This is a genomic window from Thioclava electrotropha (assembly GCF_002085925.2).
Taxonomy (GTDB): domain Bacteria; phylum Pseudomonadota; class Alphaproteobacteria; order Rhodobacterales; family Rhodobacteraceae; genus Thioclava; species Thioclava electrotropha.
Genome location: NZ_CP053562.1, coordinates 86,772 through 111,666 on the forward strand (window position 1 = coordinate 86,772; position 24,895 = coordinate 111,666).

The 24,895-nt window shown below is 63.8% G+C and carries 24 protein-coding genes; 11 read left to right on the top strand and 13 right to left on the bottom strand.

Annotated features, from left to right (window positions below; genetic code table 11):
• Positions 1-21: 21 nt before the first annotated feature.
• Genes AKL02_RS00440 through hslO form a run of 5 tightly spaced genes read right to left on the bottom strand, consistent with a single transcriptional unit; the run spans position 22 to position 5,902 of the window.
• Positions 22-1,242: a class I SAM-dependent RNA methyltransferase gene (locus tag AKL02_RS00440; protein WP_083076588.1), complete on the bottom strand. Its 1,221-nt coding sequence runs from the start codon at positions 1,240-1,242 to the stop codon at positions 22-24.
• 39 nt (positions 1,243-1,281) lie between these two features.
• Positions 1,282-3,108, bottom strand: a complete 1,827-nt coding sequence (locus AKL02_RS00445) for an ABC transporter ATP-binding protein (RefSeq protein ID WP_083076585.1) — start codon at positions 3,106-3,108, stop codon at positions 1,282-1,284.
• 43 nt (positions 3,109-3,151) lie between these two features.
• Positions 3,152-4,291 (bottom strand): CCA tRNA nucleotidyltransferase, encoded by a 1,140-nt coding sequence (locus AKL02_RS00450; protein ID WP_083076581.1) that lies wholly within the window; start codon positions 4,289-4,291, stop codon positions 3,152-3,154.
• Entirely contained in the window at positions 4,288-4,881 is a 594-nt protein-coding gene (locus AKL02_RS00455) for a CoA pyrophosphatase (protein WP_078541584.1), read from the bottom strand. The genes AKL02_RS00450 and AKL02_RS00455 overlap by 4 nt, the downstream gene beginning before the upstream one ends.
• Positions 4,874-5,902 (bottom strand): Hsp33 family molecular chaperone HslO, encoded by a 1,029-nt coding sequence (hslO, locus tag AKL02_RS00460; RefSeq protein ID WP_083076577.1) that lies wholly within the window; start codon positions 5,900-5,902, stop codon positions 4,874-4,876. The genes AKL02_RS00455 and hslO overlap by 8 nt, the downstream gene beginning before the upstream one ends.
• A 97-nt stretch (positions 5,903-5,999) precedes the next feature.
• Here hslO and AKL02_RS00465 point away from each other — a divergent pair, with 97 nt between their 5' ends.
• The gene (locus tag AKL02_RS00465) at positions 6,000-6,440 is read left to right on the top strand and encodes an NUDIX domain-containing protein (RefSeq protein WP_078550942.1); all 441 of its coding nucleotides are present in this window, start codon (positions 6,000-6,002) and stop codon (positions 6,438-6,440) included.
• A 55-nt stretch (positions 6,441-6,495) separates the two neighbouring features.
• On the opposite strand, the gene AKL02_RS00470 is transcribed toward AKL02_RS00465, so the two are convergent.
• Positions 6,496-7,806 carry a PP2C family protein-serine/threonine phosphatase gene (locus tag AKL02_RS00470; protein ID WP_083076781.1) on the bottom strand — a complete coding sequence of 437 codons (1,311 nt, stop codon included), beginning with the start codon at positions 7,804-7,806 and terminating at the stop codon, positions 6,496-6,498.
• 150 nt (positions 7,807-7,956) lie between these two features.
• Here AKL02_RS00470 and AKL02_RS00475 point away from each other — a divergent pair, with 150 nt between their 5' ends.
• Positions 7,957-8,286, top strand: coding sequence for an Hpt domain-containing protein (locus tag AKL02_RS00475; RefSeq protein WP_078570693.1), 330 nt, complete (start codon positions 7,957-7,959; stop codon positions 8,284-8,286).
• A 211-nt stretch (positions 8,287-8,497) separates the two neighbouring features.
• Here AKL02_RS00475 and ilvA read toward each other — a convergent pair whose 3' ends face one another.
• The gene (ilvA, locus tag AKL02_RS00480) at positions 8,498-9,745 is read right to left on the bottom strand and encodes a threonine ammonia-lyase IlvA (RefSeq protein WP_083076573.1); all 1,248 of its coding nucleotides are present in this window, start codon (positions 9,743-9,745) and stop codon (positions 8,498-8,500) included.
• A gap of 38 nt (positions 9,746-9,783) precedes the next feature.
• A complete protein-coding gene (locus AKL02_RS00485; RefSeq protein ID WP_083076570.1) occupies positions 9,784-10,587 on the bottom strand; it encodes a hypothetical protein in 804 nt (267 codons plus the stop codon).
• 224 nt (positions 10,588-10,811) lie between these two features.
• Here AKL02_RS00485 and AKL02_RS00490 point away from each other — a divergent pair, with 224 nt between their 5' ends.
• The 3 genes from AKL02_RS00490 (at position 10,812) to mog (ending at position 13,783) form a co-directional block, all read left to right on the top strand.
• Positions 10,812-11,915, top strand: coding sequence for a hypothetical protein (locus AKL02_RS00490; RefSeq protein WP_108722334.1), 1,104 nt, complete (start codon positions 10,812-10,814; stop codon positions 11,913-11,915).
• A gap of 105 nt (positions 11,916-12,020) precedes the next feature.
• The gene (locus AKL02_RS00495) at positions 12,021-13,250 is read left to right on the top strand and encodes an argininosuccinate synthase (protein ID WP_078541592.1); all 1,230 of its coding nucleotides are present in this window, start codon (positions 12,021-12,023) and stop codon (positions 13,248-13,250) included.
• On the top strand, positions 13,247-13,783 hold the full coding sequence (mog, locus tag AKL02_RS00500) for a molybdopterin adenylyltransferase (protein ID WP_083076564.1): 537 nt from the start codon (positions 13,247-13,249) through the stop codon (positions 13,781-13,783). Before AKL02_RS00495 ends, mog begins: the two co-directional genes overlap by 4 nt.
• Before the next feature lie 177 nt (positions 13,784-13,960).
• Here mog and ubiG read toward each other — a convergent pair whose 3' ends face one another.
• Positions 13,961-14,704, bottom strand: a complete 744-nt coding sequence (gene ubiG / locus AKL02_RS00505) for a bifunctional 2-polyprenyl-6-hydroxyphenol methylase/3-demethylubiquinol 3-O-methyltransferase UbiG (RefSeq protein WP_083076560.1) — start codon at positions 14,702-14,704, stop codon at positions 13,961-13,963.
• A gap of 67 nt (positions 14,705-14,771) precedes the next feature.
• Between ubiG and pip the strand changes: the two genes are divergently transcribed.
• The 6 genes from pip (at position 14,772) to infB (ending at position 21,754) form a co-directional block, all read left to right on the top strand.
• Entirely contained in the window at positions 14,772-15,743 is a 972-nt protein-coding gene (pip, locus tag AKL02_RS00510; protein WP_083076557.1) for a prolyl aminopeptidase, read from the top strand.
• A 29-nt stretch (positions 15,744-15,772) separates the two neighbouring features.
• Positions 15,773-16,240, top strand: a complete 468-nt coding sequence (tspO, locus tag AKL02_RS00515) for a tryptophan-rich sensory protein TspO (protein WP_083076554.1) — start codon at positions 15,773-15,775, stop codon at positions 16,238-16,240.
• 139 nt (positions 16,241-16,379) lie between these two features.
• The gene (gene rimP / locus AKL02_RS00520) at positions 16,380-16,961 is read left to right on the top strand and encodes a ribosome maturation factor RimP (protein ID WP_078541597.1); all 582 of its coding nucleotides are present in this window, start codon (positions 16,380-16,382) and stop codon (positions 16,959-16,961) included.
• A 1-nt stretch (position 16,962) separates the two neighbouring features.
• Positions 16,963-18,582 (top strand): transcription termination factor NusA, encoded by a 1,620-nt coding sequence (gene nusA / locus AKL02_RS00525; protein WP_078522235.1) that lies wholly within the window; start codon positions 16,963-16,965, stop codon positions 18,580-18,582.
• A gap of 29 nt (positions 18,583-18,611) precedes the next feature.
• Positions 18,612-19,241 carry an RNA-binding protein gene (locus AKL02_RS00530; RefSeq protein WP_078522236.1) on the top strand — a complete coding sequence of 210 codons (630 nt, stop codon included), beginning with the start codon at positions 18,612-18,614 and terminating at the stop codon, positions 19,239-19,241.
• Complete coding sequence (infB, locus tag AKL02_RS00535; protein ID WP_078570702.1) at positions 19,238-21,754, top strand: translation initiation factor IF-2; 2,517 nt, start codon at positions 19,238-19,240, stop codon at positions 21,752-21,754. The genes AKL02_RS00530 and infB overlap by 4 nt, the downstream gene beginning before the upstream one ends.
• 80 nt (positions 21,755-21,834) lie before the next feature.
• Here the strand turns inward: infB and AKL02_RS21200 are convergent, their stop codons facing one another.
• From AKL02_RS21200 to AKL02_RS00550, 4 genes are all read right to left on the bottom strand, one after another.
• Positions 21,835-21,963 carry a hypothetical protein gene (locus AKL02_RS21200; protein ID WP_093477229.1) on the bottom strand — a complete coding sequence of 43 codons (129 nt, stop codon included), beginning with the start codon at positions 21,961-21,963 and terminating at the stop codon, positions 21,835-21,837.
• Positions 21,964-22,112: 149 nt separating this feature from the next.
• Positions 22,113-22,511, bottom strand: a complete 399-nt coding sequence (locus tag AKL02_RS00540) for a (deoxy)nucleoside triphosphate pyrophosphohydrolase (protein WP_083076551.1) — start codon at positions 22,509-22,511, stop codon at positions 22,113-22,115.
• Positions 22,508-23,887: a bifunctional glutamate N-acetyltransferase/amino-acid acetyltransferase ArgJ gene (argJ, locus tag AKL02_RS00545; RefSeq protein WP_083076547.1), complete on the bottom strand. Its 1,380-nt coding sequence runs from the start codon at positions 23,885-23,887 to the stop codon at positions 22,508-22,510. The genes AKL02_RS00540 and argJ overlap by 4 nt, the downstream gene beginning before the upstream one ends.
• 20 nt (positions 23,888-23,907) lie before the next feature.
• Positions 23,908-24,822, bottom strand: a complete 915-nt coding sequence (locus tag AKL02_RS00550) for a peptidylprolyl isomerase (RefSeq protein ID WP_083076544.1) — start codon at positions 24,820-24,822, stop codon at positions 23,908-23,910.
• Between the last annotated feature and the right edge of the window lie 73 nt (positions 24,823-24,895).

The window sequence follows — 24,895 nt, forward strand, 5'->3', positions numbered from 1 at the left end:
ACCCGATTTTCGCCGTCGCATCTAGCGGGTGAAAAGGGCCGCAAGCTCCACATGAGCGGAAAACCGGAATTGATCCACGACCAGCAGCTTGTCGAGCGTGAAGCCCGCCGCGATCAGCGTCTCTGCGTCGCGTGCGAAGGTGACCGGGTTGCAGGAGACATGGACGAGGCGCTTGAGCTTCGACGCCGCGATCTCGGCGATCTGCGCCTGCGCGCCAGCCCGCGGCGGGTCGATCACCACCGCGTCGAACTTCGCCAGCTCGTCGGGCAGAAGCGGACGGCGGAACAGATCGCGCGCCTCGGTGGAGACCCGGTGCAGGCCCTGCGACTGACGCCAGCCCTGATCGAGCGCCTCGGTCATCGCCGCGACCCCTTCGACCGCGTGGACCTCGGCCAGTTCGGCCAGCGGCAGCGAGAAGGTGCCGCAGCCCGCGAACAGATCGGCCACCTTTTTCGCGTTGCCAATCGCCGCTTTCGCGAAGGCGGTCAGCACCGCTTCGCCGTGATGGGTCGCTTGCAGAAACGCGCCCGGCGGCGGCACGACCTTGGCCTTGCCGAATTGCTGGATCGCCGGTCGCCGCCCCGCGACGACCTGTCCGTTCCAGCTGAGCCGGGCGAGATCGTGGCTGCGCGCCAGACCCGACAAAGCCTCGAATTGGGCCGTATCAGGGTCTTTTCCGCCCTGTGCCGCGAGTTCCAGCCCGGCTCCCGACAGTGTCAGGGTGAAGGCGATTTCGCCTTTGCGCGAGCCTGCAATCGCGGTCGCCTCATGCAGCATCGGGATCGCGGCCAGCAGTTCGGGCCGCAGGATCAGACAGTTCGGTATCTCGACGACCGTGTCCGAGGCGCGGGCGTGAAACCCGACCAAGGTGCCCTTCTTCGTGCGCCGTCCCGAAAGCGTCGCCCGCCTGCGGGAATTCAGCGGGGAGGTCGCGATGGTCATCTCCGGCACGGGCAGGTTCCGCGCGGCCAGCGCCTGACGTACCACGTCCATCTTCCATTCGGCGGTGAACGCCTCGGATGCATGCTGCATCGAACAGGCCCCGCAGGAACGGTAATGCGGGCAGGGCGCTTTGACGCGCTCGGGCGAGGGCGTCACGATTTTCGGCTGCGCGATGCGGCCATCGACCACCTCGCCCTCGACCACCTCACCGGGAAGCGCCATGGCGACATGCACGGTCCCCTCGGGGCCATGGGTCACGCCGTCGGCATGCAGGGACAGTCGCTCGATTTCGTAGGTCATGCGCCTTCTCTAGCTGCGCGGCGCGGGTCAGAAAAGACCCTATTCCGCCGCATCCTCCGCGTCATCGCAGGTCAGGAAGCCGCCGGACTGACGTGCCCAGTAGCGCGCGTAGAGCCCGTTCATCGCCAGCAGCTCGTCATGGCTGCCCTGCTCGACGATCCGGCCTTCCTCCAGCACCACGATCCGGTCCATCTCGGCAATGGTGCTGAGGCGGTGGGCAATCGCCAGCACGGTCTTGCCCGCCATCACCCGGTGCAGCGCGCTTTGAATCTGAGCCTCCACCTCGGAATCGAGCGCCGAGGTCGCCTCGTCCAGCACGAGGATCGGCGCGTTCTTCAGAAAGGCGCGGGCAAGGGCGATCCGCTGGCGCTGGCCGCCCGACAGCTTCACCCCACGCTCGCCCAGCTTGGCGTCGTAGCCGCGATTGCCTTCGTGATCGGCGAGGCCGCGAATGAAGTGGTCCGCCTCGGCCTGCTTCGCGGCGGCGATCATCTCCTCCTCGGTGGCGTCGGGCTTGCCGTAAAGGATGTTCTCCCGCGCCGAGCGATTGAACATCGCCGTTTCCTGCGTGACCATCGCGATATTGCGGCGCAGGCTCTCCTGCGTGACCTCGCGAATTTTCTGCCCGTCGATCAGAATAGACCCTTTTTCGGGGTCATAGAGCCTAAGAAGCAGCGCCACGAGCGTCGATTTCCCCGCACCCGAAGCCCCGACGATCCCGATCCGCTCGCCATCCGCGATCGTCAGATTGATATCCGCGATCCCGCCGCTGCGGCGTCCATAGGCGAAATCGACATTGTCGAACTGGATCTCACCTTCCACATGGCGCAGCGTGCGGGCATCGGGCGCATCGGTCAGGTCGTGCATATGCGCAAGCGTCCGCATCCCGTCCTCGGCCTCGCCGATATGGGTCCAGACGGACATCAGCGCCTGGCTCACCCAGCCCGACATCTGCGACAGCCGGATCGCGATGGCTCCGGAGGTCGCGATGGCCCCGGCGGTGGCCTCGCCCTGCGACCATAGCCAGATCGCGCCGCCCACCAGCATCACCGGAACGATCCCGGCATAGGCCATCTGCACCACGCGATAGAGGCTTTGGACCATGCCGAAGGAATAGGTCTTCTGGCGAAACTTCTGCATCGCCTCCAGCGCCGCGCGATCCTCGTGCTCGGCATGGGCAAACAGCTTCACCGTCTTGATATTGGTGACCGTGTCGACGACCTGCCCCGTCACCATCGCCCGCGCCGAAGCCCGCTCGCGCGAGCGTCCGCGGATATGCGGCAAGAAGAGGCGGATGATCAGGTAGAGTCCGAAGGTCCAGAACACGAGACCCACGGCGCCCCAGCGGTCGATCTGCGCCAGAACGATCAGCGAGCCGACGATCGAGGCCAGCGCGAAGAGCCCGGTATTGATGATCTCCGTGACGGTATCGGTGACGGCGCGCGCGGTCTGCATCTGTTTCTGCGCGATGCGCCCGGCGAAGTCGTTGTCGAAGAAGGTGACCGATTGGCCCATCGTCCAGCGATGCAGGCGCGACAGCACCAGCGGCATCACATTGGGGCTGATCAGCAGGTTGTTGGTGGCGGAGCTGATCCCGAAGGTCAGGGGGCGGATCAGCAGGAAGAACGCGACGAACAGGACCAGCAGGCCGACATTGGCCCCGATCACAGCGGCGCGGTCGCTGTTGAGCGCCGCGTCGATCACCTGACCCAGAAGCCAGGCGGAGACGACCTCCATCACGCCGGCGATGGTCGTCCCAAAGCTGGCCACGGCAATCGCGCCCCAGCTGCCCTTTAGGCACCAGCGGAAGAAGGCGCCAAGCTGGCGCGGCGGGGCGCCTTCGGCGGGGGAGAAGGGATCGAACATGAGTCTCTCTTTCCCCTCCCGATATAGTCGATTGCGGCTCGGTTCAAAGCGCGGCGAGCAGATCCTCGCGCGTCAGCGTAAATCCGGAGGCGATCCAGCGCGCCTCTAGCGTCTTCAGCATATCTCCCAGCGCCTTGCCTTCATAGCGGGGCATCAGGTCTCGCGCTTGCAGCGGAAATCGCTGTTTTGCGCCGAAATAGACCCTGTTTTGCCAGCCGTCCGGCATCTCCTGCCCCATCAGCGCATGGCGCAGCAAAAACGCATCGGCCCCGGTCTCTGCCCCGAGCCGATAGCCAAGGACCGCCGCGTCATCACTGTCGGACAGCGAGGCGCGCAGAGCCTCGAGCTGCCTTGTGTCCTTTTTCGACAGGCGCAGCCGCTCGGCGACCCCTTCGCCGCCAATCGCCGCCAGCCTGCGGATCGGATCGGCGGGGCGATCCTCGAGATGGACGAGCGGCCCGAGCGCTGTCGCATCCGTGCCGGGCAGCACGGCCGTGAGAACCCCGCATTGAGCCATCGCCGCCACCGCGTGCACGGGATCGGGCGCGGCCAGCAATTTGCGCATCTCGCCGCCGAGGCGTTCGCGCGAAAGCGTCTCTATTCCGGCGATATTCTCGGCACACGCCGCCAACCCGTCAGGGTCGAGATCGTGCCCATACCACGCGGTAAAGCGGAAGAAGCGCAGTATGCGCAGGTAGTCCTCGCGAATGCGCTCCTCCGCCTCGCCGACGAAGCGCACGTGGTGCGCCGCCAGATCTTCCAGTCCCGTTCCCAGCGGGTCGAGAACCGTGCCATCCGCCCGGGCATAGAGCGCGTTCATCGTGAAATCACGCCGCGCCGCGTCCTCGGCGATGTCGTCGGAAAACGCGACCGTGGCGTGCCGCCCATGCGTCTCCACATCGCGGCGGAAGGTGGTGACCTCATGCGGGTGCCCCTCCGCAACCACCGTGACCGTGCCATGATCGACGCCGGTCGGCACCGGCTTCAGCCCGGCCGCCTTCGCAAGTTCGATCACCCGCTCGGGGCGCGCATCGCTGGCGATGTCGATATCGTTGACCGGCGCGCCGAGGGCGCTGTTGCGCACGCAGCCGCCCACCAGAAGCGCCTGATGCCCCCCCTCCTCGAGCATCTTCAGCACGCGTTGGGTCGGCTCTGCCTCGATCCAGTCTCCGGTCAGTCTCATCCTGCCATCCGGTCCGCCAATGAGCGCAATATACGCGCGGTGGCGCCCCAGATGTAATAGGGCCCGTAAGGCGCCACGAAATAGCTGCGCCGGGAGCCGCGCCAGCGGCGCGATTCGACGCGGAAATTCCCGGGCGTGATATGCGAGAGCGGCACGGTGAAAGCCTCGGCCACCTCGCCCGCTTCGGGGATCACCTCGAAGGGCGTGTGGATGCGCGCCAGCACCGGCGTCACCAGAAAGGACGTCACGGTCTCATGCGGATCGAGCGTGCCCAGCACCTCGACATGGGCATGAGGAAGGCCGATCTCTTCCTGCGCCTCGCGCAGCGCCGCGCCGACCGGGCCTTCGTCATCGGGATCGACCTTGCCGCCGGGAAAGGCGATCTGGCCGGGGTGATGGCGCAGATGCGAGCTGCGCTTCGTCAGATGCAGGCGCGGCTCCGGCCCGAACGTATCGAAGGCGACGAGAACGCCCGCGGGCCGCAGTTTGCGGTCCTCGGGCAGGATCACTTCCGGGTTCAGATCGTAATCCGAAGAGGGCCGCCCCGGTCGCGCCAAGGCGTCGAGAACCGGGGCGAGCGGATCACTCATTCGTTCCCTCGTCTCCCGCTTCGCGCAGCGATCCGTCGGGGTTCTTCTGCGCCTCGAAGCCGAGCGTCAGCGGATCGAAAACGTAATGCGCGCCGCAGAACTGGCAGTCCGCGGTGACCGTGCCCTCATCGGTGGTCATATGCGCGATGTCGCGCGCCGAGTAGATCGAGAGCGACTGACGCACGCGATCGGCCGAGCAGGTGCAGCCGAACTCCATCCGCTGCGGATCGAAGACGCGCGGCCGCTCTTCGTGGAAGAGGCGCACCAGCAGCTCGGTCGGCTGCACAGTCGGGCCGATCAGTTCCATATCCTCGACCGTGTCGAGCAGGATATTGGCGCGCGCCCAGTTCTCGCCTTCCTCGCCGTCGAGAATGTCATCGGCGGTCAGCAGCCCCTGATCGCCCGAGCCTTCCTGGGCGGCGAAGGGCGAGGCCGGCGGCATATGCTGCAGCATCACGCCGCCTGCGCGCCAGCTTTCGCCCTGACCCGGCAGGATCGAGCGCCCGAAGGACAGCGAGAACCGCGTGGGCAGCTGTTCGGACTGTGCGAAATAGGCCTCGGCGCAGGCGCGCAGCGAGCCTTCGGACAGTGGCGTGATGCCCTGATAGGGGGTCGTGCCTTTGCCCTGGTCGATCAGGATCGCAAAGTAACCCTGCCCGATCTGTTCGAACGGGTCGGCCTTGGGATCGAGCTTCTCTTCATCGAAGCTCGCCCATGCCCGGATGCGGGCCGGCGCGCCGTCCTTCTCGGGGGCGTAGTAATCGGTGGCGATGATGCGGATCGGGCCGTTGCCGCGGATTTGCAGCGACAGCTTCCAGCGCAGCTTGACGGTCTGGCCGATCAGCGCGGTCAGAAGAGCGGCTTCGGCCACCAGCATTTCGACCGCGCGGGGGTAATCATGTTGCGACAGGACGGTGTCGAGCACGCCGTCGAGGCGGGCAACCCGGCCGCGGATGTCAGAGCGGTCGAGCTGAAACGGCAGAACTGTATCGTCCCATGCGATTTGGGATAGCTTGGACATGGTGCTCCTGAGGGGCTCAGAGGGGTTTTCGGGCAGCGCGGAGCCTGCCATACAGCCCCAATATAGGCGCGGCAACCGCAGACCCAAGGGAGAGCACATGATCGCGAGGTTCGGAGAGCGGGTGAAATCCGGTCAGCAGTATCGTTTGCGCCCCGGTGCCTACGCGATCCTGATCCGCGACGGGCGGGTGCTGCTGACCCATCAGGCGCACCCCATACCGGAGTTTCAATTGCCCGGCGGCGGGATCGATCCGGGCGAGGGGCCGATCGAGGCGCTGCATCGCGAGGTCTTCGAGGAGACCGGCTGGGCGATTACGGGGCTGCGCCGTCTCGGGGCCTATCGGCGTTTCACCTATATGCCCGAGTACGAGTTCTGGGCGGAAAAGCTCTGCTCCGTCTGGCTCGCGCGCCCGGTGTTGAAGCGCGGTCTGCCGCCAGAGCCGCATCACACGGCGCATTGGGCCGATCCCGAGGAAGCGCTCGAACTGCTCGCGAATGAAGGCGAGCGCGCGTTTTTCCAACGGTTCGTCCGTCGCTGAATAGTCTTGGGCGTTTCGTTCGTCGCAGATGTAGCTGAGCTGGTGCGTTCTCCTCTTAAGTCTCCCCGGGGGGATGGTCTCTGCAGTCTGACCCAAGCTCCGAACGTCGCTCGGTGCTGCCGGGGCCGTGAAATTCCAATACGCCAGCCGAGACATCGTCCCCGATCTCGCCCTCCGCGAATGCCTCGGTCGCCCAATAGAGCGCATCCAGAAGCCCGGGGCCCGGCATCTGGGAAAACTTGCGAAGCATCCGGGCCAGCCGAGTCTGATCGATCATCTCGCCGCTGCGGTCGCTGGCTTCGGTAATCCCGTCCGAGACCAGCACCAGCCGGTCGCCCGGGGTCAGTTGAACCGTAAGCGTCTCGTATTCGGCACCTTCGATCAGGCCGATCGGCAGACCGCCCTCGCCGAAAAACTCGACCGTGCCGTTCCGCCGTTGCAGGACCGGGTAGGGGTGGCCGGCCTGAACCAATTCCGCCTTGCCGGTGCGCAGGTCGACATCGGCGTAGATAAGGGTGAAGTAGCTCTCGGTGCTCATTTCACTCAGCACGAGATCGTTGAGGCGCTGCGCGAGCTCCGCCGGGCGTCGTCCGCGCAATTCGCCCAGTGCGTTGCGGTAAATCGCGAGGTTCTGGCTGGGGGTGGTGCCGGAGAAGTAGCCCGCGATCCGCGCCATCATCAGTGCCGAGGTGATGCCGTGCCCCGACACGTCGATGCCGTACAGGCCCACCCGGCGCTCATTGATCGGAAAGAACCCGACGAGGTCTCCGCCGACATGGCCTGCGGGCCGCAAGAGCAGCGAGACATCCGCCGCCTCGAACCGCGCGTGTCGTGTCCGCACGAGGCTTTGTTGCAGTTTGCGTGCCTCTTGCAGGTCGCGGTCGATCACCTCCTGTGCCTCGCGCAAGAGGCGGTTCTTTTCGCTCAACTCCTCTTGCATAGTCAGGATGCGGGCACCCGCGCTGAGCCGCGCCCGAAGCTCCGCTCCGTTGACCGGTTTCGACAGGAAATCATCGGCGCCGCTTTCCAATCCGCGCGTGACATCCGTCTTCTCGGCCTTGGAGGTCAGAAGGATGAAATAGCCGTAACTTCGCCGCGGTAAGCCCCGGAAGACGCGGCAGAATTCAGGGCCGCTCATCCCCGCCATCATCCAATCCGAGATCACGATATCGGGCTCGCATTGGGCGCAGATCGCGATCGCCTCTTCTGCGCTTTCAGCCTCGCTCACCTGGTAGCCGGAGCGGGACAACTGCGCCGAGAGGATACGGCGCTGCATGCGGCTGTCGTCCACGACAAGAACGTGCCGTGCAGCGCCCGCCAATGGTCGTCGGCCCGCATCTGCGGGGGCCTCTTGTCTTTGCACCATCTGCATCATCCGAAACCTCTGCCCTCACGAAACCGCAAACTCCCTAAGATTCGGTGAAAACTGGCCCGGATCAGACGTTAAGAAAATCGAAAGGGTGCGGCGCTACGGTCAGTCTCGGGTGGAGTCGGATCGAGTGGCCTGGAGGGCGTGATGATTGATTGGGAACGGGTGCAGGAACTGCGCTCGGAAATTGGCGCCGATGGCTTTGCCGAGGTGGTGGACCTTTTTCTCGACGAGGTCGAGGCCGTGGTGATGGGGCTTGGCGGACGTCCCGACCGGGTCGAAGAGGATTTGCACTTCTTGAAAGGGTCTGCCTGGAATCTCGGGTTCCGCGATTTCGGCGGCGCCTGTCAGCAGGGAGAACGAATGGCCGCTGCCGGACGCGCCGTGGAGGTCGATCTGGGCGCGATCCGCGAGACTTATAGCCTGTCCAAGACGCAGTTCATGGGGCGGCTATCGGAGTTCACTCCGGCGGCATAGGGCGAGGTGCTGAGCAGACTGAGCTGCGCCGAGCACATATTGCACTAAGTTGCACCCGTTGGGCGCGGGTGCGGCCAAACTTTGGTTAACTGGCGTGCCTATCGCAGGCCGTGAGCGCAGGAGTTGAGGATGTAGAAAAGGCTCCACGGTGTAAGGCCGACGAAGACCGGTGTGTTTCGCCCGTCGGGAGGCCCCTATCGAACTGAAGGCCTCAGATAAGAAACTCAGCCAAAGTTTCGTCTTCGGTGATGTCGCGCCAGACGAAGCCCTCGGCGTCGAGCTTCGCGAAGAGCTCTGTGAAGTTCTCGGCGCGTTTCGTTTCGATCCCGATCAGGACCGAGCCGAAATTCCGCGCCGATTTCTTCAGATACTCGAAGCGCGCGATATCGTCGTCAGGGCCAAGCATCTGCAGGAAATCCTTCAGGGCGCCGGGGCGCTGCGGCAGGCGGAGGATGAAATACTTCTTCAGACCCGAATAGCGCTGGGCGCGTTCGCGTACCTCTGGCAGCCGTTCGAAATCGAAATTACCGCCCGAAGTCACGCAGACCACGCGCTTGCCGCGGATCGTCTCGGCCAGTTCGGGCAGGATGTCGACGGACATAGCGCCGGCGGGCTCAAGCACGACACCTTCGACGTTCAGCATCTCAAGCATCGTGATGCAGATGCGATCTTCCGGTGCGAGATGAACTTGCTCGGGCGTGACCCAGCCCAACTCCGCGAAGGGGCGCGCGCCGATCCGGGCCACAGCTGCGCCGTCGACGAAACTGTTCACCTGCGAGATCGTCACGGGCTCATGCGCCTTGACCGCAGCGGTGAGGCTCGCGCCGCCCAAAGGCTCGACGAAGCGAAATTCCGTAGCGGGGGCGGTCGCGCGCAGATAACCGGTGACGCCCGCAGCCAAACCGCCGCCGCCGACCGGAAGGATGACCATATCCGGCGCGCCGCCCAACTGGTCGAGGATCTCCACCCCGACCGAGGCCTGCCCCTCGATCACATCCGCATCGTCGAAAGGCGCGAGGAAATGCGCCCCGGCCTCGCGGCAAAACTCCTGCGCCGAAGCCAGCGTGTCGTCGAAATAATCGCCCGTGAGAACGATCTCGACCGCATCTCCGCCAAAGGTCTTGGTCTTGTCGATCTTCTGCTGCGGCGTCGTCACCGGCATGAAGATCGTGCCTTTCACCCCGAAATGCCGACAGGCGAAGGCCACGCCCTGCGCGTGGTTCCCGGCGCTCGCGCAGACGAAATGCGCGGCTGACGGATCGCGCTCGCGCAATTTGCGCATCGCGGTGAAGGCGCCCCGGATCTTGTAGGAGCGCACCGGTGTCAGATCCTCGCGCTTGAGCCAGACCTCGGCGTCGAAGCGTTTCGACAGGTGGGCATTGAGTTGCAGCGGCGTGGGCTCGAAGAGCGCACGCAGCGCGCGGGTGGCGGCTTGGGCGGAAAGGGCGAACTCACTCATACCGCCAGATGTGACGCGCGCCGCCCGCTTTGGCAAGCTCAGACGAGGGCGCGTTGCTCGACAAAATGACCGTAGAGCGTCGTTAGGATCGACAGCAGCAGCATCACGGTGGGCACGGCGAAAAGCAACTTGAGCGCGACCACGACCATATCATCCGCGAGATCATGTGGCGCCTGTATCGAAAGCATGCTTACCGCAACGAAAGGGAGTACCACGAGAAATGCCAGCAGAGTGAGCAAAGCGAAGCCACGCCAGTGGCCGCGAGTCGCGCGCCAACTGTCGCGGATCGTGGCGCCGCCGATCGCGGCCCCGGGCAGGGATACTCCGAGACGGAGCATGAAGGCATACACGGCAATGAAGAATGCCAGCCCCACCACGGCAAGTAGAACGGCTTCAGCGGTCTGGTTCGGAATGATTTCCTGCGCCGCGAGGGCGAAAAGAAAGACAATCGCGGCTCCCAGAACCATGATTGCCATGGCACAGAGCGTGATCACTATGCCACGCCAGAAATAGCTCACGTCGCGGCGCAGATGAATCCGCGGCAGCCAGCCGACGCGCTCGCCGAGCAGGATGAACCTGTGCCAGTTCACTGCCGCGATGATCATCGGGATCGGCAGGATGAACGTGTTGAAAACCAAAATGAACAATGATTTTTCGAAACTCGGGTGTTGCGATGCTCCGGCCTGCATCACGCTCTCGATAAGCCATTGCTGCCCGATGATCATGATCAAGAGAAGAAGCGCCGAGATCCGAAGGGTCTGACGCCAATTTCCAAAGACCTGCCGGAACGAGTGTCCGAAAACCCCCAATACATTCATCACTTTGCCCCCAAAGAATGTCATTTAACAATTCACCGTTGGGGCTCGATCTCACCGCAGTCAAAGCACGTTCGGCGCGCCTTGGTTGAATTCTCCGTGTGATCGAGGTGGAAAAGAGCGAGTCACCGCCGGCTCACCTTCGCTTTGAGCGAAGCCTTGCGCATTTTGCAAAGGCTGCCGCTTTTTTGCCCACTTTCGACGCTAATCGTGCTGAAACTGTGTTGCGAGCAACAAAAGAGGAGGGCCGCATGCGCCTGAGAAAAACTTCGATTGTCGCCCTTGTCGCGGCGAGCTTCGTCGTCGCCCCGGTGGCGACCAGCCATTTCACCGGCGCGGATGCCGCATTTGCCAAGAACGGCAACGGTGGCGGTAATGGCGGTGGAAACGGTGGCGGCAACGGCGGCGGAAATAGTGGCGGCAATGGCGGAGGCAAAAGCAACGCAGGCGGCAATTCCGGCTCGGCGGGCAAATCCGCATCGGCCGGGCGTGCAACGAGCCCCGGAAATTCCGGCAAGGCTGCTGCGCATGGCGGCGGCCCCGCGAAATTCCTCGACGATCTGTTCTCGGGTAAGCGGCAGGCGAAATCGCAGCATACGACCCGCTCCACTGTGAAAACGGCGTCGCGCGGCACCACGGCGACGAAGACGCGCTCGACCACTCCAACCAAATATGCGGTCAACGAGTCGCCGCGCCCGAACGGCAAGCCGAGCCTGAGCGAGGATGAGCTGCGCAATCACGGCGCACTGGCCTCCGAGCTGAAGGGTCTGAACGCGGCCCATGCAAGCGCGACCGCGCTCGCCAACGCCTCGCCGAACAGTCAGGTGGGCCGGATCGCGACCTATCGCGACTCTGTCGTCGGGGCGGCGCAAGCAGAAGAAGATCTCGCGACCGCGCAGCAGACCCTCTCGGATCTCGAGGCGCAGGATGTTCGCACGCCCGAAGCGATACAGTCTGACATCGACAATCTCGATCCCGAGGCAGAGGACTACCAAAGCCAGCTCGACACGCTCGAAGCTGAAAAGCAGGCGGCGGAGACCTATCAGACGGATCTCGCGACGGCTCAGGATCAGGTCACCGAGCTTGAGAAACAGGTCGCGGAAGCCGATCAGATGCAGGCGGACGCGCTTCTTGCCGCATCCAACGGGCGCGATCTTTCGCCCGAGGCCAAAGCCTATCTGCACGAACTGCTCGACCTGCCGCCGCCGGAAACGGCAACGGAAGAGCCTCCTGCGGATGGCGATGTGGCGACCGGCGACGGCACGACGGGCGACGGGACCACGGTCGATGGCGATCTCGCCTCGAGCGGGGACACCACGACCGATCCGCTCGTGGACCCGTCCACCGAGAGCTGATCTCGCGCAGAGCACATGCGAAAGGGCCGTCCTTCGGGGCGGCCCTTGTTCATTGGAAAAAAAGCTTCTATTCCGTCGCGGAACAAGAAAACCGGGAGATGCCGCATGTCCGCGCCCAAGAAAGTCGTGCTTGCCTATTCGGGCGGCCTCGATACCTCGATCATCCTGAAATGGCTGCAGACCGAATACGGTTGCGAGGTCATCACCTACACCGCCGATCTCGGCCAAGGCGAGGAGCTCGAGCCGGCGCGCAAGAAGGCCGAGATGCTCGGCATCAAGCCGGAGAACATCCATATTCTCGACGCGCGCGAGGAATTCGTCCGCGATTTCGTCTTCCCGATGTTCCGCGCCAATGCGGTCTATGAAGGGCTCTATCTTCTGGGCACCTCGATCGCGCGTCCGCTGATCTCGAAGCACCTCGTCGAGATCGCGCATAAGCATGGCGCCGATGCAGTGGCGCATGGTGCGACCGGCAAGGGCAACGATCAGGTCCGCTTCGAATTGTCGGCCTATGCGCTCGACCCGTCGATCAAGGTGATCGCGCCGTGGCGGGAATGGGACCTGTCCTCGCGCACGAAGCTGCTGGAGTTTGCCGAGGCGAACCAGATCCCGATCGCCAAGGACAAGCGCGGCGAAGCGCCGTTCTCTGTCGATGCGAACCTGCTGCACACCTCGTCGGAGGGCAAGGTTCTGGAAGATCCGGCCGACATGGCGCCCGATTACGTCTACCAGCGCACCGACGATCCGATCACGCAGGCCCCGAACGAGCCGGAATTCATCGAGATCGGGTTCGAGAAGGGCGACGCAGTGTCGATCAATGGCGAGGCGATGAGCCCTGCGACGATCCTCACCAAGCTCAACGAATACGGCAAGACCCACGGCATCGGCCGTCTCGATTTCGTCGAGAACCGCTTCGTGGGCATGAAGTCGCGCGGCGTCTACGAGACCCCCGGCGGCACCATCCTGCTGGAAGCGCACCGTGGCATCGAGCAGATCACGCTCGATAGCGGCGCGGGCCACCTGAAGGACTCGATCATGCCGCGCTACGCGGAGCTGATCTATAACGGCTTCTGGTTCAGCCCTGAGCGCGAGGCGCTGCAGGCGCTGATCGACAAGACGCAGGAATACGTCACCGGCACGGTGAAGCTGATGCTCTTCAAGGGCGCGGCCCGCACCGTGGCGCGCTGGTCGGAGTATTCGCTCTATTCCGAGGCCCATGTGACCTTCGAGGAAGACGCAGGTGCCTACGATCAGAAGGATGCGGCGGGCTTCATCCAGCTCAACGCGCTGCGCCTGAAACTGATCGCCACCCGCAACGCGCGAGTGAAGAAATGAGCTTTTCGCAGCCCAAGGCCGCCATCGTCACCGTCTCCGACCGCGCGTCGCGCGGCGAATACGAGGACAAGGGCGGTCCGGGCTGCGAGGACTATCTGCGCGGTGTGGTCACCTCGCCGCTGGAGATCGAGCGTCACATCATCCCCGATGGGCGCGAGTCGGTCGCCGCGAAACTCCGCGAACTGGTCGATGCCGAAGCCGATCTGATCCTGATCACCGGCGGCACCGGCCCCGCGCCCCGCGACGAGACGCCCGAAGGCTGCTTCGACGTGATCGAGAAGGAACTGGCGGGCTTCGGCGAAGAAATGCGCCGTGCGAGCCTGCTCGAAGTGCCGACCGCCATCCTGTCGCGCCAGTCGGCGGGGATCGCGGGCAAATCGCTGATCATCATGGTGCCGGGCAAACCCTCGGCCATCGCGACCTGTCTCAATGCGGTCTTCGCGGCCGTGCCCTATTGCCTCGATCTGATCGGCGCGGGCTATATCGAGACCGATCCCGCCCGGATCAAAGCCTTCCGTCCGAAGAAAAAGTAAGAGGGGGCGCTGCCCCGGTCGCCGGAGGGCGACAATCAACAGAGAAAGAGGGGGCGCCGCCCCCGTCTCTTTCAGAGACTCCCCCGGGATATTTGACCCAAGGCGAAAATCGCCTCTCTTCCTCTTGGCTGAAATATCCCGGGGTGAATTCGCGCATGCGAAGAGGGGCAGCGCCCCTTACCGCTTCACCGCTGCGATGGCATAATTCACCGAAAGATCGCGCTCCGAGAGCGACCAGGTCCAGCTCAGCGGATTGAACACCATGCCGCGGCGGTCGACCGGGTCGAGCCCCGCGTTGCGCGACAGCTCGTAAAGCTCGTCGGGCGTGACGAATTTCGACCATTCATGCGTGCCCACGGGCAGCCAGCGCATCACCCGCTCGGCGCCGATGATCGCGACCATGTAGCTTTTCGGATTGCGGTTCAGCGTCGAGCAGATCATCAGCCCGCCCGGTTTCATCAGGCTCTGGATCGTGTTCACGAAGCCCTGCGGGTCGGAGACATGTTCGATGATCTCCAGCGCGAGGACGACATCGAATTGCTCACCCTTCGCGGCCAGATCTTCCGCCGCGCAATGGCGGTAATCGATTTCGAGCCCCGACTGTTCGGCATGCAGTCGCGCCACGGGGATATTCCCTTCCGCCGCATCCGCGCCCACGACCGTGGCGCCAAGCCGCGCCATCGGCTCGGACAGAAGCCCGCCGCCGCAGCCGATATCCAGCAGGCGCAGGCCTTCAAACGGGCGCGGCGCCTTCAGGTCGCGGCCGAACTGCGTGGCGATCTGGGTAGTGATGTAGTCGAGCCGGCACGGGTTGAGCATATGCAGCGGTTTGAACTTGCCGTTCGGGTCCCACCATTCGGCGGCCATCGCCTCGAATTTGGCGACTTCGGACGGGTCGATGCTGTTTGCCGGATCTGCCATTGCTCTCCTCGCATTGATTTTAGGGCAGCCCATGGCGGGCGCGCCTTTTGCTCTATATAGTCCAGACATGGACAGAACTGCAGGGCAAAAGCGCGCATCGGGCGCCCATCTTTATCCGCCGATCGAGCCCTTCGATCAGCGCCGGATCGACGTGGGCGATGGCCATGTTCTTTACGTCGAGCAATCGGGTCATCCCGAGGGGCAGCCGGTCGTCGTTTGTCATGGCGGGCCGGGAGGCGGCTGTTCGCCGACGATGCGGCGATTCTTCGATCCGCAGCATTACCGGGTCATCCTGTTCGATCAGCGCGGCTGCGGTCTGTCGCGCCCGCATGCCAGCGTCGCGGATAACACGACGTGGCACCTGATCGCGGATATGGAGCAGATCCGCCGGACGCTCGGTATCGATAGCTGGATGGTCTTCGGCGGCAGCTGGGGGGCGACGCTGGCGCTGCTTTATGCGCAGAGCCATCCTGACCGGGCGTCGAACCTGATTCTTCGCGGTGTCTTTCTTGCGACGCAGGCCGAGCTCGAGTGGTTCTACGGCGGTGGCGCGGGGAATTTCTATCCCGATCTCTGGGCGAATTTCAGGCGTCCGATTCCGGAAGACGAGCAGCACGATCTGATCGGCGCCTATCACAAGCGGCTCTTCTCGGGCGACTACATGGCGGAGGCGCGCTATGCGCGGCACTGGGCGATGTGGGAAAATGCGCTGGCTTCGGTGCGCTATGATGGCCCGCCGGGAGAAGCCTCGCCCGATTACGCGCGTGCCTTCGCGCGGCTCGAGAACCACTATTTCCAGAATGCGGCCTTCCTCGAAGTGGACGGTCAGATCCTGCGCGACCGTCACAGGATCGAGCATATCCCGACGACCATCGTGCAGGGGCGGCTCGACATGATCTGCCCGCCGACCTCGGCCTATCGGCTGGCGCAGGGCTGGGCGATGGCGAAACTGCAGCTGGTGCCGATGGCGGGGCATGCGCTTTCCGAGCCGGGGATCACCGCCGGGCTTGTCCGCGCGATGGATGAGCTTAGATCCTGATCTAGCGAAAGATTTCGATCGAGGCCGCCATGACGCTTACCTATTTCCTGCTGTTTCTCGTGGCCTCCGCGGCCGCCGCTGCGACGGGCATCATCTTCAAGCCGGGCGAATGGTATGTCGGGTTGAAAAAGCCCGGCTTCACGCCGCCCAACTGGGTCTTCCCGGTCGCCTGGACCTATCTCTATGTCTCGGTCGCCTATGCGGCGGCGCGCATCGCCCCTGAGGCGGGCAGCCAGATCGCGCTGGCGCTGTTTGCCGTGCAGATCGCGCTGAACACGCTCTGGACGCCGGTCTTCTTCGGGGCGCACCGGCTGTGGCTCGGGCTGCTTGTCCTGATCTGTCTGTGGGTCGCCGTCGCGGCGATGATGCTGGCCTTCCTGCAGCTCGATATGTTGGCCGGATTGCTGGTCTTTCCCTATCTCGTTTGGCTGACATTGGCGGGCGCGCTGAACTTCCGCGTTTGGCGCGACAACCCCGGAGCGGGCGCGGGCGGCTGATTCCCCTTGCGGAATCTGCGATACAGGACTATATCGCCATCAACAGCGGCGCGCCGGGGTCCAAACCTGACGCCCACCGGAAACGTGTGACGGGCCGCAACGGCCCGTTTTTTGTTTTTGTAGGATCGGAAAGAGAGACATGACCGACCTGATCGCCAAGACCGCCATCGACCGGCGTCTGGCCGAGATCGTGACCCCCGTGATCGAGGGGCTTGGCTTCGAGCTCGTGCGGCTGCGGCTGCAGGGCGGCAAGACGGCCACGCTTCAGATCATGGCAGACCGCCCCAATGGCGGGATCATCGTGGACGATTGCGCCGCGATCTCGACCGCCGTGTCTGCGGCTCTCGATGTGGAAGACCCGATCGAGGACAAATATACGCTGGAAGTGTCGTCGCCCGGGATCGACCGGCCGCTGACGCGCTTCAAGGATTTCGACATCTGGGAAGGCTACGAGGCGAAGATCGAGACCTCCGAGCAGATCGACGGGCGCAAGCGCTTCAAGGGTATCCTGCGCGGCACCGAAGGCTCGGAAATTCTGATCGAGCTGGACGAGAACGGCGAAGACGTCGTGATCGGCCTCCAGTTCGACTGGCTCGCGGATGCGAAGCTGGTGCTGACCGATGAGCTGATCGACGAGATGCTGCGCCAGAAGAAGGCGACCGAAGGCGTCGACGAAGCTGAATTTGACGAGATTGACGATTCCCCCGAGGAGGAGAACTGAGATGGCCATCACGGCAGCCAACCAGCTTGAGCTTCTGCAGACCGCCGAGGCGGTGGCGCGCGAAAAGATGATCGACCCGGATCTGGTGATCCAGGCGATGGAAGAAAGCCTCGCGCGTGCGGCGAAGTCGCGTTACGGCGCGGAGATGGACATCCGTGTCTCGATCGATCGCAAGACCGGCAAGGCGACCTTCACCCGTGTCCGCACCGTCGTCGAAGACGAAGAGCTGGAGAACTATCAGGCCGAGCTGACCGTCGAGCAGGCGAAGCAGTATCTCGACAACCCCTCGGTCGGCGATCAGATCGTCGACGAGGTGCCGCCGGTCGATCTGGGCCGCATCGCCGCGCAATCGGCCAAGCAGGTCATCCTGCAGAAGGTCCGCGAAGCCGAGCGTGATCGCCAGTACGAAGAGTTCAAAGACCGCGTGGGCACGATCATCAATGGCATCGTCAAGCGCGAGGAATACGGCAACATCATCGTCGATGTGGGCCGTGGCGAAGCGATCCTGCGCCGCAACGAGAAGATCGGCCGCGAGAGCTATCGCCCGAACGACCGCATCCGCGCCTATGTGAAAGACGTGCGCCGCGAGACCCGCGGCCCGCAGATCTTCCTCAGCCGCACCGCGCCGGAATTCATGGCCGAGCTGTTCAAGATGGAAGTGCCGGAAATCTACGACGGCATCATCGAGATCAAGGCCGTGGCCCGCGATCCCGGTTCGCGCGCGAAGATCGGCGTCATCTCCTATGACAACTCGATCGACCCGGTCGGCGCCTGTGTCGGTATGCGCGGTTCGCGCGTGCAGGCCGTCGTCGGCGAGCTTCAGGGCGAGAAGATCGACATCATCCCGTGGAACGAAGATCAGGCGACCTTCCTCGTGAACGCGCTGCAGCCGGCCGAAGTGTCGAAAGTGGTGATCGACGAGGAAGCGCAGAAGATCGAAGTCGTGGTCCCGGACGAGCAACTGTCGCTCGCCATCGGCCGTCGCGGTCAGAACGTGCGTCTGGCCTCGCAGCTGACCGGTCTCGACATCGACATCCTGACCGAAGCCGAGGAATCGGCGCGCCGTCAGGCCGAGTTCGCCGAGCGCACCAAGCTGTTCGTCGACGCGCTGGACCTCGACGAGTTCTTCGCGCAGCTGCTCGTGGCCGAGGGCTTTACCTCGCTCGAGGAAGTGGCCTATGTCGACATGGACGAGCTGCTGTCGATCGAAGGCGTGGACGAGGACACCGCAGGCGAACTGCAGGCCCGTGCCCGCGACGTGATCGAAGAGCAGAACCGCAAGGCGCTCGAAGCGGCGAAGGAAATGGGCGTCGAGCAGTCGCTGTTCGACTTCGAAGGCCTGACCCCGCAGATGATCGAGGCGCTCGCGAAAGACGACGTCAAGACGCTGGAAGATTTCGCGACCTGCGCCGACTGGGAACTGGCCGGTGGCTGGACCACGGTCGACGGTCAGCGCGTGAAGGACGACGGTCTGCTCGAGAAATTCGACGTGAGCCTCGAAGAGGCGCAGAACCTGATCATGACCGCGCGTATTCAGCTGGGCTGGGTCGACCCGTCCGAGCTGGAAAGCGACGCGGAAGACGAAGGCGAAGAGGAAACCGAGGAGGAGGCCGAGGCGTAAGCCTCGGTCCCGACCGGAGAGGAGCTTAGATGAGTCGCGGCGGAAAGCCGAAAACCAACGACGACCCCGAACGGCGCTGCATCGTCACCGGCGATGTTCAGCCGAAGGCGGGGCTTGTCCGCTTCGTGCTCGGACCCGATGGGATGATCTACCCGGACGTGGCAGGCAAACTGCCCGGCCGCGGCATCTGGGTCACCTCCGAACGCAGCGTCATCGAGACGGCGATGAAAAAGGGATTGTTTGCTCGCGCAGCGAAGCAGGCGGCCAAAACCCCAGAAAATCTGGTGGAATTGGTGGAACTGGCCCTTGCCTCTCGCGTTGTGGAGCTTATTTCTCTGGAGCGGAAGGCCGGCAAAGCGGTTGTCGGCTTCGAAAAGGTCAAGGGCTGGCTGGCCGAGGGGCGCGCGAAAGTGCTGCTACAGGCAAGCGACGGCTCGGACAGGGGCAAGGGCAAGCTGTGGACGCCCGAAGGCGGGCGCTGGTTCGGCTGCCTCACCTCTCAGGAATTGGGTTTGGCATTCGGCCGCGATCGTGCGATACACGGCGCGCTTGCAGCCGGTGGCCTCACCCGGCGCGTAATTGAAGACGCATCGAGGCTTGCGGGCGTACGCAAGCAGGACGGCGGCAAGACCGCCATGAAGGATACGAAGACGGCATGAGCGATACGGACGGCAAAAAGACTCTCGGACTGGGCGGCGGGCGCCCCGGGCAGGTGAAGCAAAGCTTCTCGCACGGGCGCACCAAGAACGTCGTGGTCGAGACGAAAGGCAAGAAGCGGGTGCTGAACAAACCGGCGGCAGGCGCTGGTAAGGGAGGGGGTAACAAAACTTCCCTTGGCGATCCGTCGAAGCGCCCCGCCGGGATTTCCGACGCCGAGATGGAGCGTCGCCTGAAGGCGCTTCAGGCCGCGAAGGCGCGTGAGGTCGAAGAGGCCGCCGCCCGCGAGGCCGAGGAAAAAGCCCGCGAAGAAGAACGTGAGCGTCGTCGCGCCGAGGCTGAGGCCAAGGAGCGCGAGGAGCGTGAACGCGAAGCGGCCCTGAAAGCCAAGGCTGAAGAGGACGAGCGCAAGAAGCGCGAGGCCGAACTTCGCGACAAGAAGAAAGAAGAGATCCGCAAGGGCGGACCGAAGAAAGACACTCCGGTCGATCAGGCTGCCGTGGAGGTTGCTGCCGCCCGCGCCGAGACCAAGGGTGTGTCCGCTTCGGGTCCGCGCAAGACGGATCGTGAGCGTGACACGCGCAACGATCGCAACAACAAGGGCAACGACCGCGGCAACCGCCGTTCGGGCAAGCTCTCGCTGAGCGACGCGCTCTCGGGTGGCGAAGGCCGCCAGCGTTCGCTTGCTGCGATGAAGCGCAAGCAGGAGAAGGCCCGTCAGAAGGCGATGGGCGGCTCGCAGCGTGCTGAAAAGCAGTCGCGCGAAGTGCAGCTTCCCGAGACGATCATCGTGTCGGAACTCGCCAACCGTATGGCAGAGCGCGCAGCCGACGTGGTCAAAACGCTCATGAAGATGGGCATGATGGTCACCGCGAACCAGACGCTCGACGCCGATACTGCGGAACTCGTGATCGAGGAATTCGGTCACCGGTCCGTGCGCGTCTCCGATGCGGATGTCGAACAGGTCATCGATCAGGTCGACGACAAGGAAGAAGATCTTCAGCCGCGTCCGCCGATCGTCACGATCATGGGCCACGTCGATCACGGCAAGACCTCGCTGCTCGACGCGATCCGCAAGGCGAACGTCGTCTCCGGCGAGGCTGGCGGGATCACGCAGCATATCGGCGCCTATCAGGTGCAGACCGAGAGCGGCGCGACCCTGTCCTTCCTGGACACGCCCGGCCACGCGGCCTTTACCTCGATGCGTGCACGCGGTGCCAATGTCACCGATATCGTGGTGCTCGTGGTGGCAGCCGATGACTCGGTGATGCCGCAGACGATCGAAGCGATCAATCACTCGAAGGCCGCTGGCGTTCCGATGATCGTTGCGATCAACAAATGCGACAAGCCCGATGCGGATGCCCAGAAGGTCCGCACCCAGCTTCTGCAGCACGAAGTCGTCGTCGAAGAGATGTCGGGTGACGTGCAGGACGTGGAAGTTTCGGCCAAGACCGGCAAGGGTCTCGATCAGCTGCTCGAAGCCATCGCGCTTCAGGCCGAACTGCTCGAACTCAAGGCGAACCCCGATCGCGCCGCGCAAGGTGCGGTGATCGAGGCCAAGCTCGACGTGGGCCGTGGCCCGGTCGCGACGGTTCTGGTGCAGAACGGCACGCTGCGCAAAGGCGACATCTTCGTCGTCGGCGAGCAGTGGGGTAAGGTCCGCGCGCTGATCAACGACAAGGGCGACCGCGTCGATGAGGCCGGTCCGTCGGTTCCGGTCGAGGTGCTTGGCATCAACGGCACGCCCGAGGCTGGCGACGTTCTCAACGTCGTCGAGACCGAGGCGCAGGCCCGCGAGATCGCCGAATACCGCGAGCAGGCCGCCAAGGACAAACGCGCCGCTGCCGGTGCCGCGACGACGCTGGAACAGCTGATGGCGAAAGCCAAGGCCGACGAAAGCGTCACCGAACTGCCCGTGCTGGTGAAGGCCGACGTGCAGGGCTCGGCGGAAGCGATCGTTCAGGCGCTCGAGAAGGTCGGCAACGAAGAGGTGCGCGTGCGCGTGCTGCATTCGGGCGTCGGTGCAATCACCGAATCCGACATCACGCTGGCCGAGGCGTCCAACGCGCCGGTCATCGGCTTCAACGTTCGTGCCAATGCGCCTGCGCGCAACGCCGCGAACCAGAAGGGCGTCGAGATCCGCTACTACTCGATCATCTACGATCTGGTGGACGACATCAAAGCCGCCGCTTCGGGCCTCCTGTCGGCCGAGATCCGCGAGCACTTCATCGGCTACGCCGAGATCAAGGAAGTGTTCAAGGTCACCGGCGTCGGCAAGGTCGCGGGTTGTATCGTCACCGAGGGCGTGGCCCGTCGTTCGGCTGGTGTCCGCCTTCTGCGCGACAACGTGGTGATCCACGAAGGCACGCTGAAGACGCTCAAGCGCTTCAAGGACGAGGTCAAGGAAGTGCCCTCCGGTCAGGAATGCGGCATGGCCTTCGAGAGATACGACGATATCCGCCCCGGCGATGTCATCGAGATCTTCGAGCGCGAAGAGGTCGAGCGGACGCTCTGATCCTTCGGGACCGATTTACGAATATAAAAACGGGGGCCTTCGGGCCCCCGTTTTGCATCTGTGGCTGTCGTCCGGCTGAGTCAGCGATTGACGGGATGCCCGGCAAAGAGCGCATCGCCGACACGCACGAGGATGCGCCCGCAATCCAGCGTCCGTTCGTAAACTCCCTGAACGAAGACGCTGCTGCCGATCTGAATGGTTCTGAGCATGAGGTTCCTCCCTTGAGCGCTCATTAGAAGCGCAAGGTCTTAAGGAACGACAAATGGAAACAGTCTGCCCTTCGCGTTAGACGCGAGAGGTGGGAAAAAAGATCACAAAGGTTAATCGCCCGGTAACCCCGTTCACAGATTAACCCCGGTCAGAGCCAGTCTCGCAGGATCGGGATCAGGGGTATATCCGCGGGCGGCATCTCGTAGTCGCGCAGATCACGCGCCCGCGCCCAGGCGAGGGTCTGCCCCTCTTGCGGGCTGACGATCCCCTCCCACTTACGGCAGGCGAACAGCGGCATCAGCAGGTGGAAGTCGTCATAGGCGTGGCTGGCGAAGGTCAGAGGCGCGAGGCAGCTTTGGTGCGTCTGAATGCCCAGCTCCTCGTCCAGTTCGCGGATCAGCGCGGCCTCGGGCGTCTCGCCAGCCTCGACCTTGCCGCCGGGAAACTCCCACAGGCCTGTCATCGACTTGCCCTCGGGGCGCTGTGCCAGAAGCACGCGCCCGTCGGCGTCGATCAGGGCGACGGCGGAAACCAGAACCATCTTCACGAACGATAATCCGCGTTAATGTCGATGTAGCGGTGGGTCAGATCGCAGGTCCAGACCGATTTCGAGGCGCGGCCAAGGCCGAGATCGACGCCGATTACCAGCTCGTCGTTCTTCATATAGGCGCTCGCGGCCTCTTCGGAGTAATCCGGCACGCGCCAGCCTTTCTCGGCCACCACCATGTCCCCGAAGGAAATCTTGAGCTTGTCGCGATCGGCCTCGGCCCCGGACTTGCCGACAGCCGCGACCACGCGCCCCCAATTCGCGTCCTCGCCCGCAATCGCAGTCTTCACCAGCGGCGAATTCGCAATCGACATCGCGATCTTATGGGCGTCCTCGTTCGAGCGTGCCCGCGTCACGCGGATCTCGACGAATTTCGTGGCCCCTTCGCCGTCTTTGACGACCTGATGGGCGAGATCCATCATCACTTCGCGCAGCCCGGCCTCAAACGCCTTCGCAGGCTCCGAGCGCAGATCGGCGATTTCGGCGGCGTCGGATTTGCCCGTCGCCGCGACGATCAGCGCATCCGAGGTCGAGGTGTCGCTGTCCACGGTAATCGCGTTGAACGTGTCGTCGACCTGCCGCGACAGCATTTTCTGCAGCCGCGAAGGCGTGATTTTCGCGTCGGTGAAGATATAGACCAGCATCGTCGCCATATTCGGCGCGATCATCCCCGAGCCTTTTGCGATCCCGGCGATCTTGATCTTGCCGCCTTCGCCCTGAACTTCGGCAAAGGCGCCTTTGGGATAGGTGTCGGTCGTCATGATCGCGCGCGCGGCATCCTCGATCCCGGCAGGGGAGAGGCGCTGCGTCAGGCTGTCGATCACCGCGACGATCTTGTCATGCGGAAGCGGCTCGCCAATGACGCCGGTGGAGGACGAGAACACCCGGCTGATCGGCATGTCGAGCGCGTCGGCCACCGCACCGGTCACCTTGTCGACGCTCTCCTGACCGCTTTTCCCGGTGAAGGCGTTGGCATTACCGGAGTTGACGATGATCGCGGCGCCAGTCTCGGAAGGCGAGCGCATCGCGAGCTTTTCCTGACAGTCGAGAACGCAAGCCGCGCGGGTGGAAGAAGTGGTGAAGACGCCCGCGATCGACGCGCCCGGCGCGATCCGCGCCAGCATCACATCGGTGCGGCCGGCATATTTGACCCCGGCCGCGGCGGAGGCGAATTCGACCCCCGCGATTTCCGGAAGATCGGGAAATTTCGCGGGGGCGAGCGGCGAAATCGTCACGGACTTCGCCTCTGTTTGCGCCGCAGAAGCGGCAGGGGCGGGCGCGGCGGAAAGGTCGGACTTCAACGCCTTAACCTTGGCGCGGAGCTTCTTGACCTTGGTCTTCAACTCCTTGGTGTCCTTAGACTTTTTCTTCGCCATCGCGCCCGCCTTTTGATCGATCAGTTGCTACCCAAGATGGACTGATCTTTCAGAACGCTCGGATCAATCCCGTCGGTCATCTTGTCGATTTTGGCTTCGCCCACAACAGCCTTTACGCGTTTTTGGACAGCCTCTTGGCGAATATCGCCTTCGAGCTTCTTGCGCACATCGGCCAGTTTCGGCGCGTCGACCATCTTCGTGCCGAGCAGTTTCACGACATGCCAGCCGTACTGGGTCTGGATCGGGCCGGCGACTTCGCCGTCCTTCATGCCTGCAACCTCATCCGCGAAGGGCTTGACCATCGCGTCGAGCTTGAACCAGCCCAGATCGCCGCCATTGGCCGCCGCACCATCGGTCGAGTTCTTCTTCGCCAGTTCCGCGAAGTCGCCGCCGTTGTCGATCTCTTTCTTGATCTTTTCGGCCTCTTCCTTGGTTTTCACGATGATATGGGCCGCGTGATATTCCTTGGTCGGCTCGGCCTTGGCGTATTTCGCGTCATAGGCTTTCTGCACGGCCTCGTCGGTCACGGCCTTGTCAGCGGTGTAGTTCAGCATCGCACCGGAGAGGTAAGCGCGCTTCTGCACTTCGAGAGCGATCTTGTCGCGCTGGGTGATGCGCTTCTCTTCGAGCTGGGCGAGCGCGGTCTGCTGAATCAGCTGCTCCAGGACGCCTTGGAACAGCTTGTCATCGGGCAGCTGCTGGTATTGCGCGGGCAGGCCGTCGCGTACCGTTTGCATCATGCCCAGCGTGATATCCTGACCGTTCACGGTGGCGACCACGGTGTCGGCGCTCAGGTCGGTGCGCGGCTTGGCGGCGGTTTCCGATTTCGCGGCATCCGCAGCGGCGGCAGGCGCTTTCGCGTCATCGGCCTGTGCGATCCCGGCAGTCATTGCGCAGATCGCGACGCTCGCGAACAGTTTCGTCAGATTCGGCATCCTTGCCACTTCCTTTCTGCCGCGTCTCTAGGCGGCGTTGACAGTCTGGCAGCCGCCCCTTACATCGCCTAGG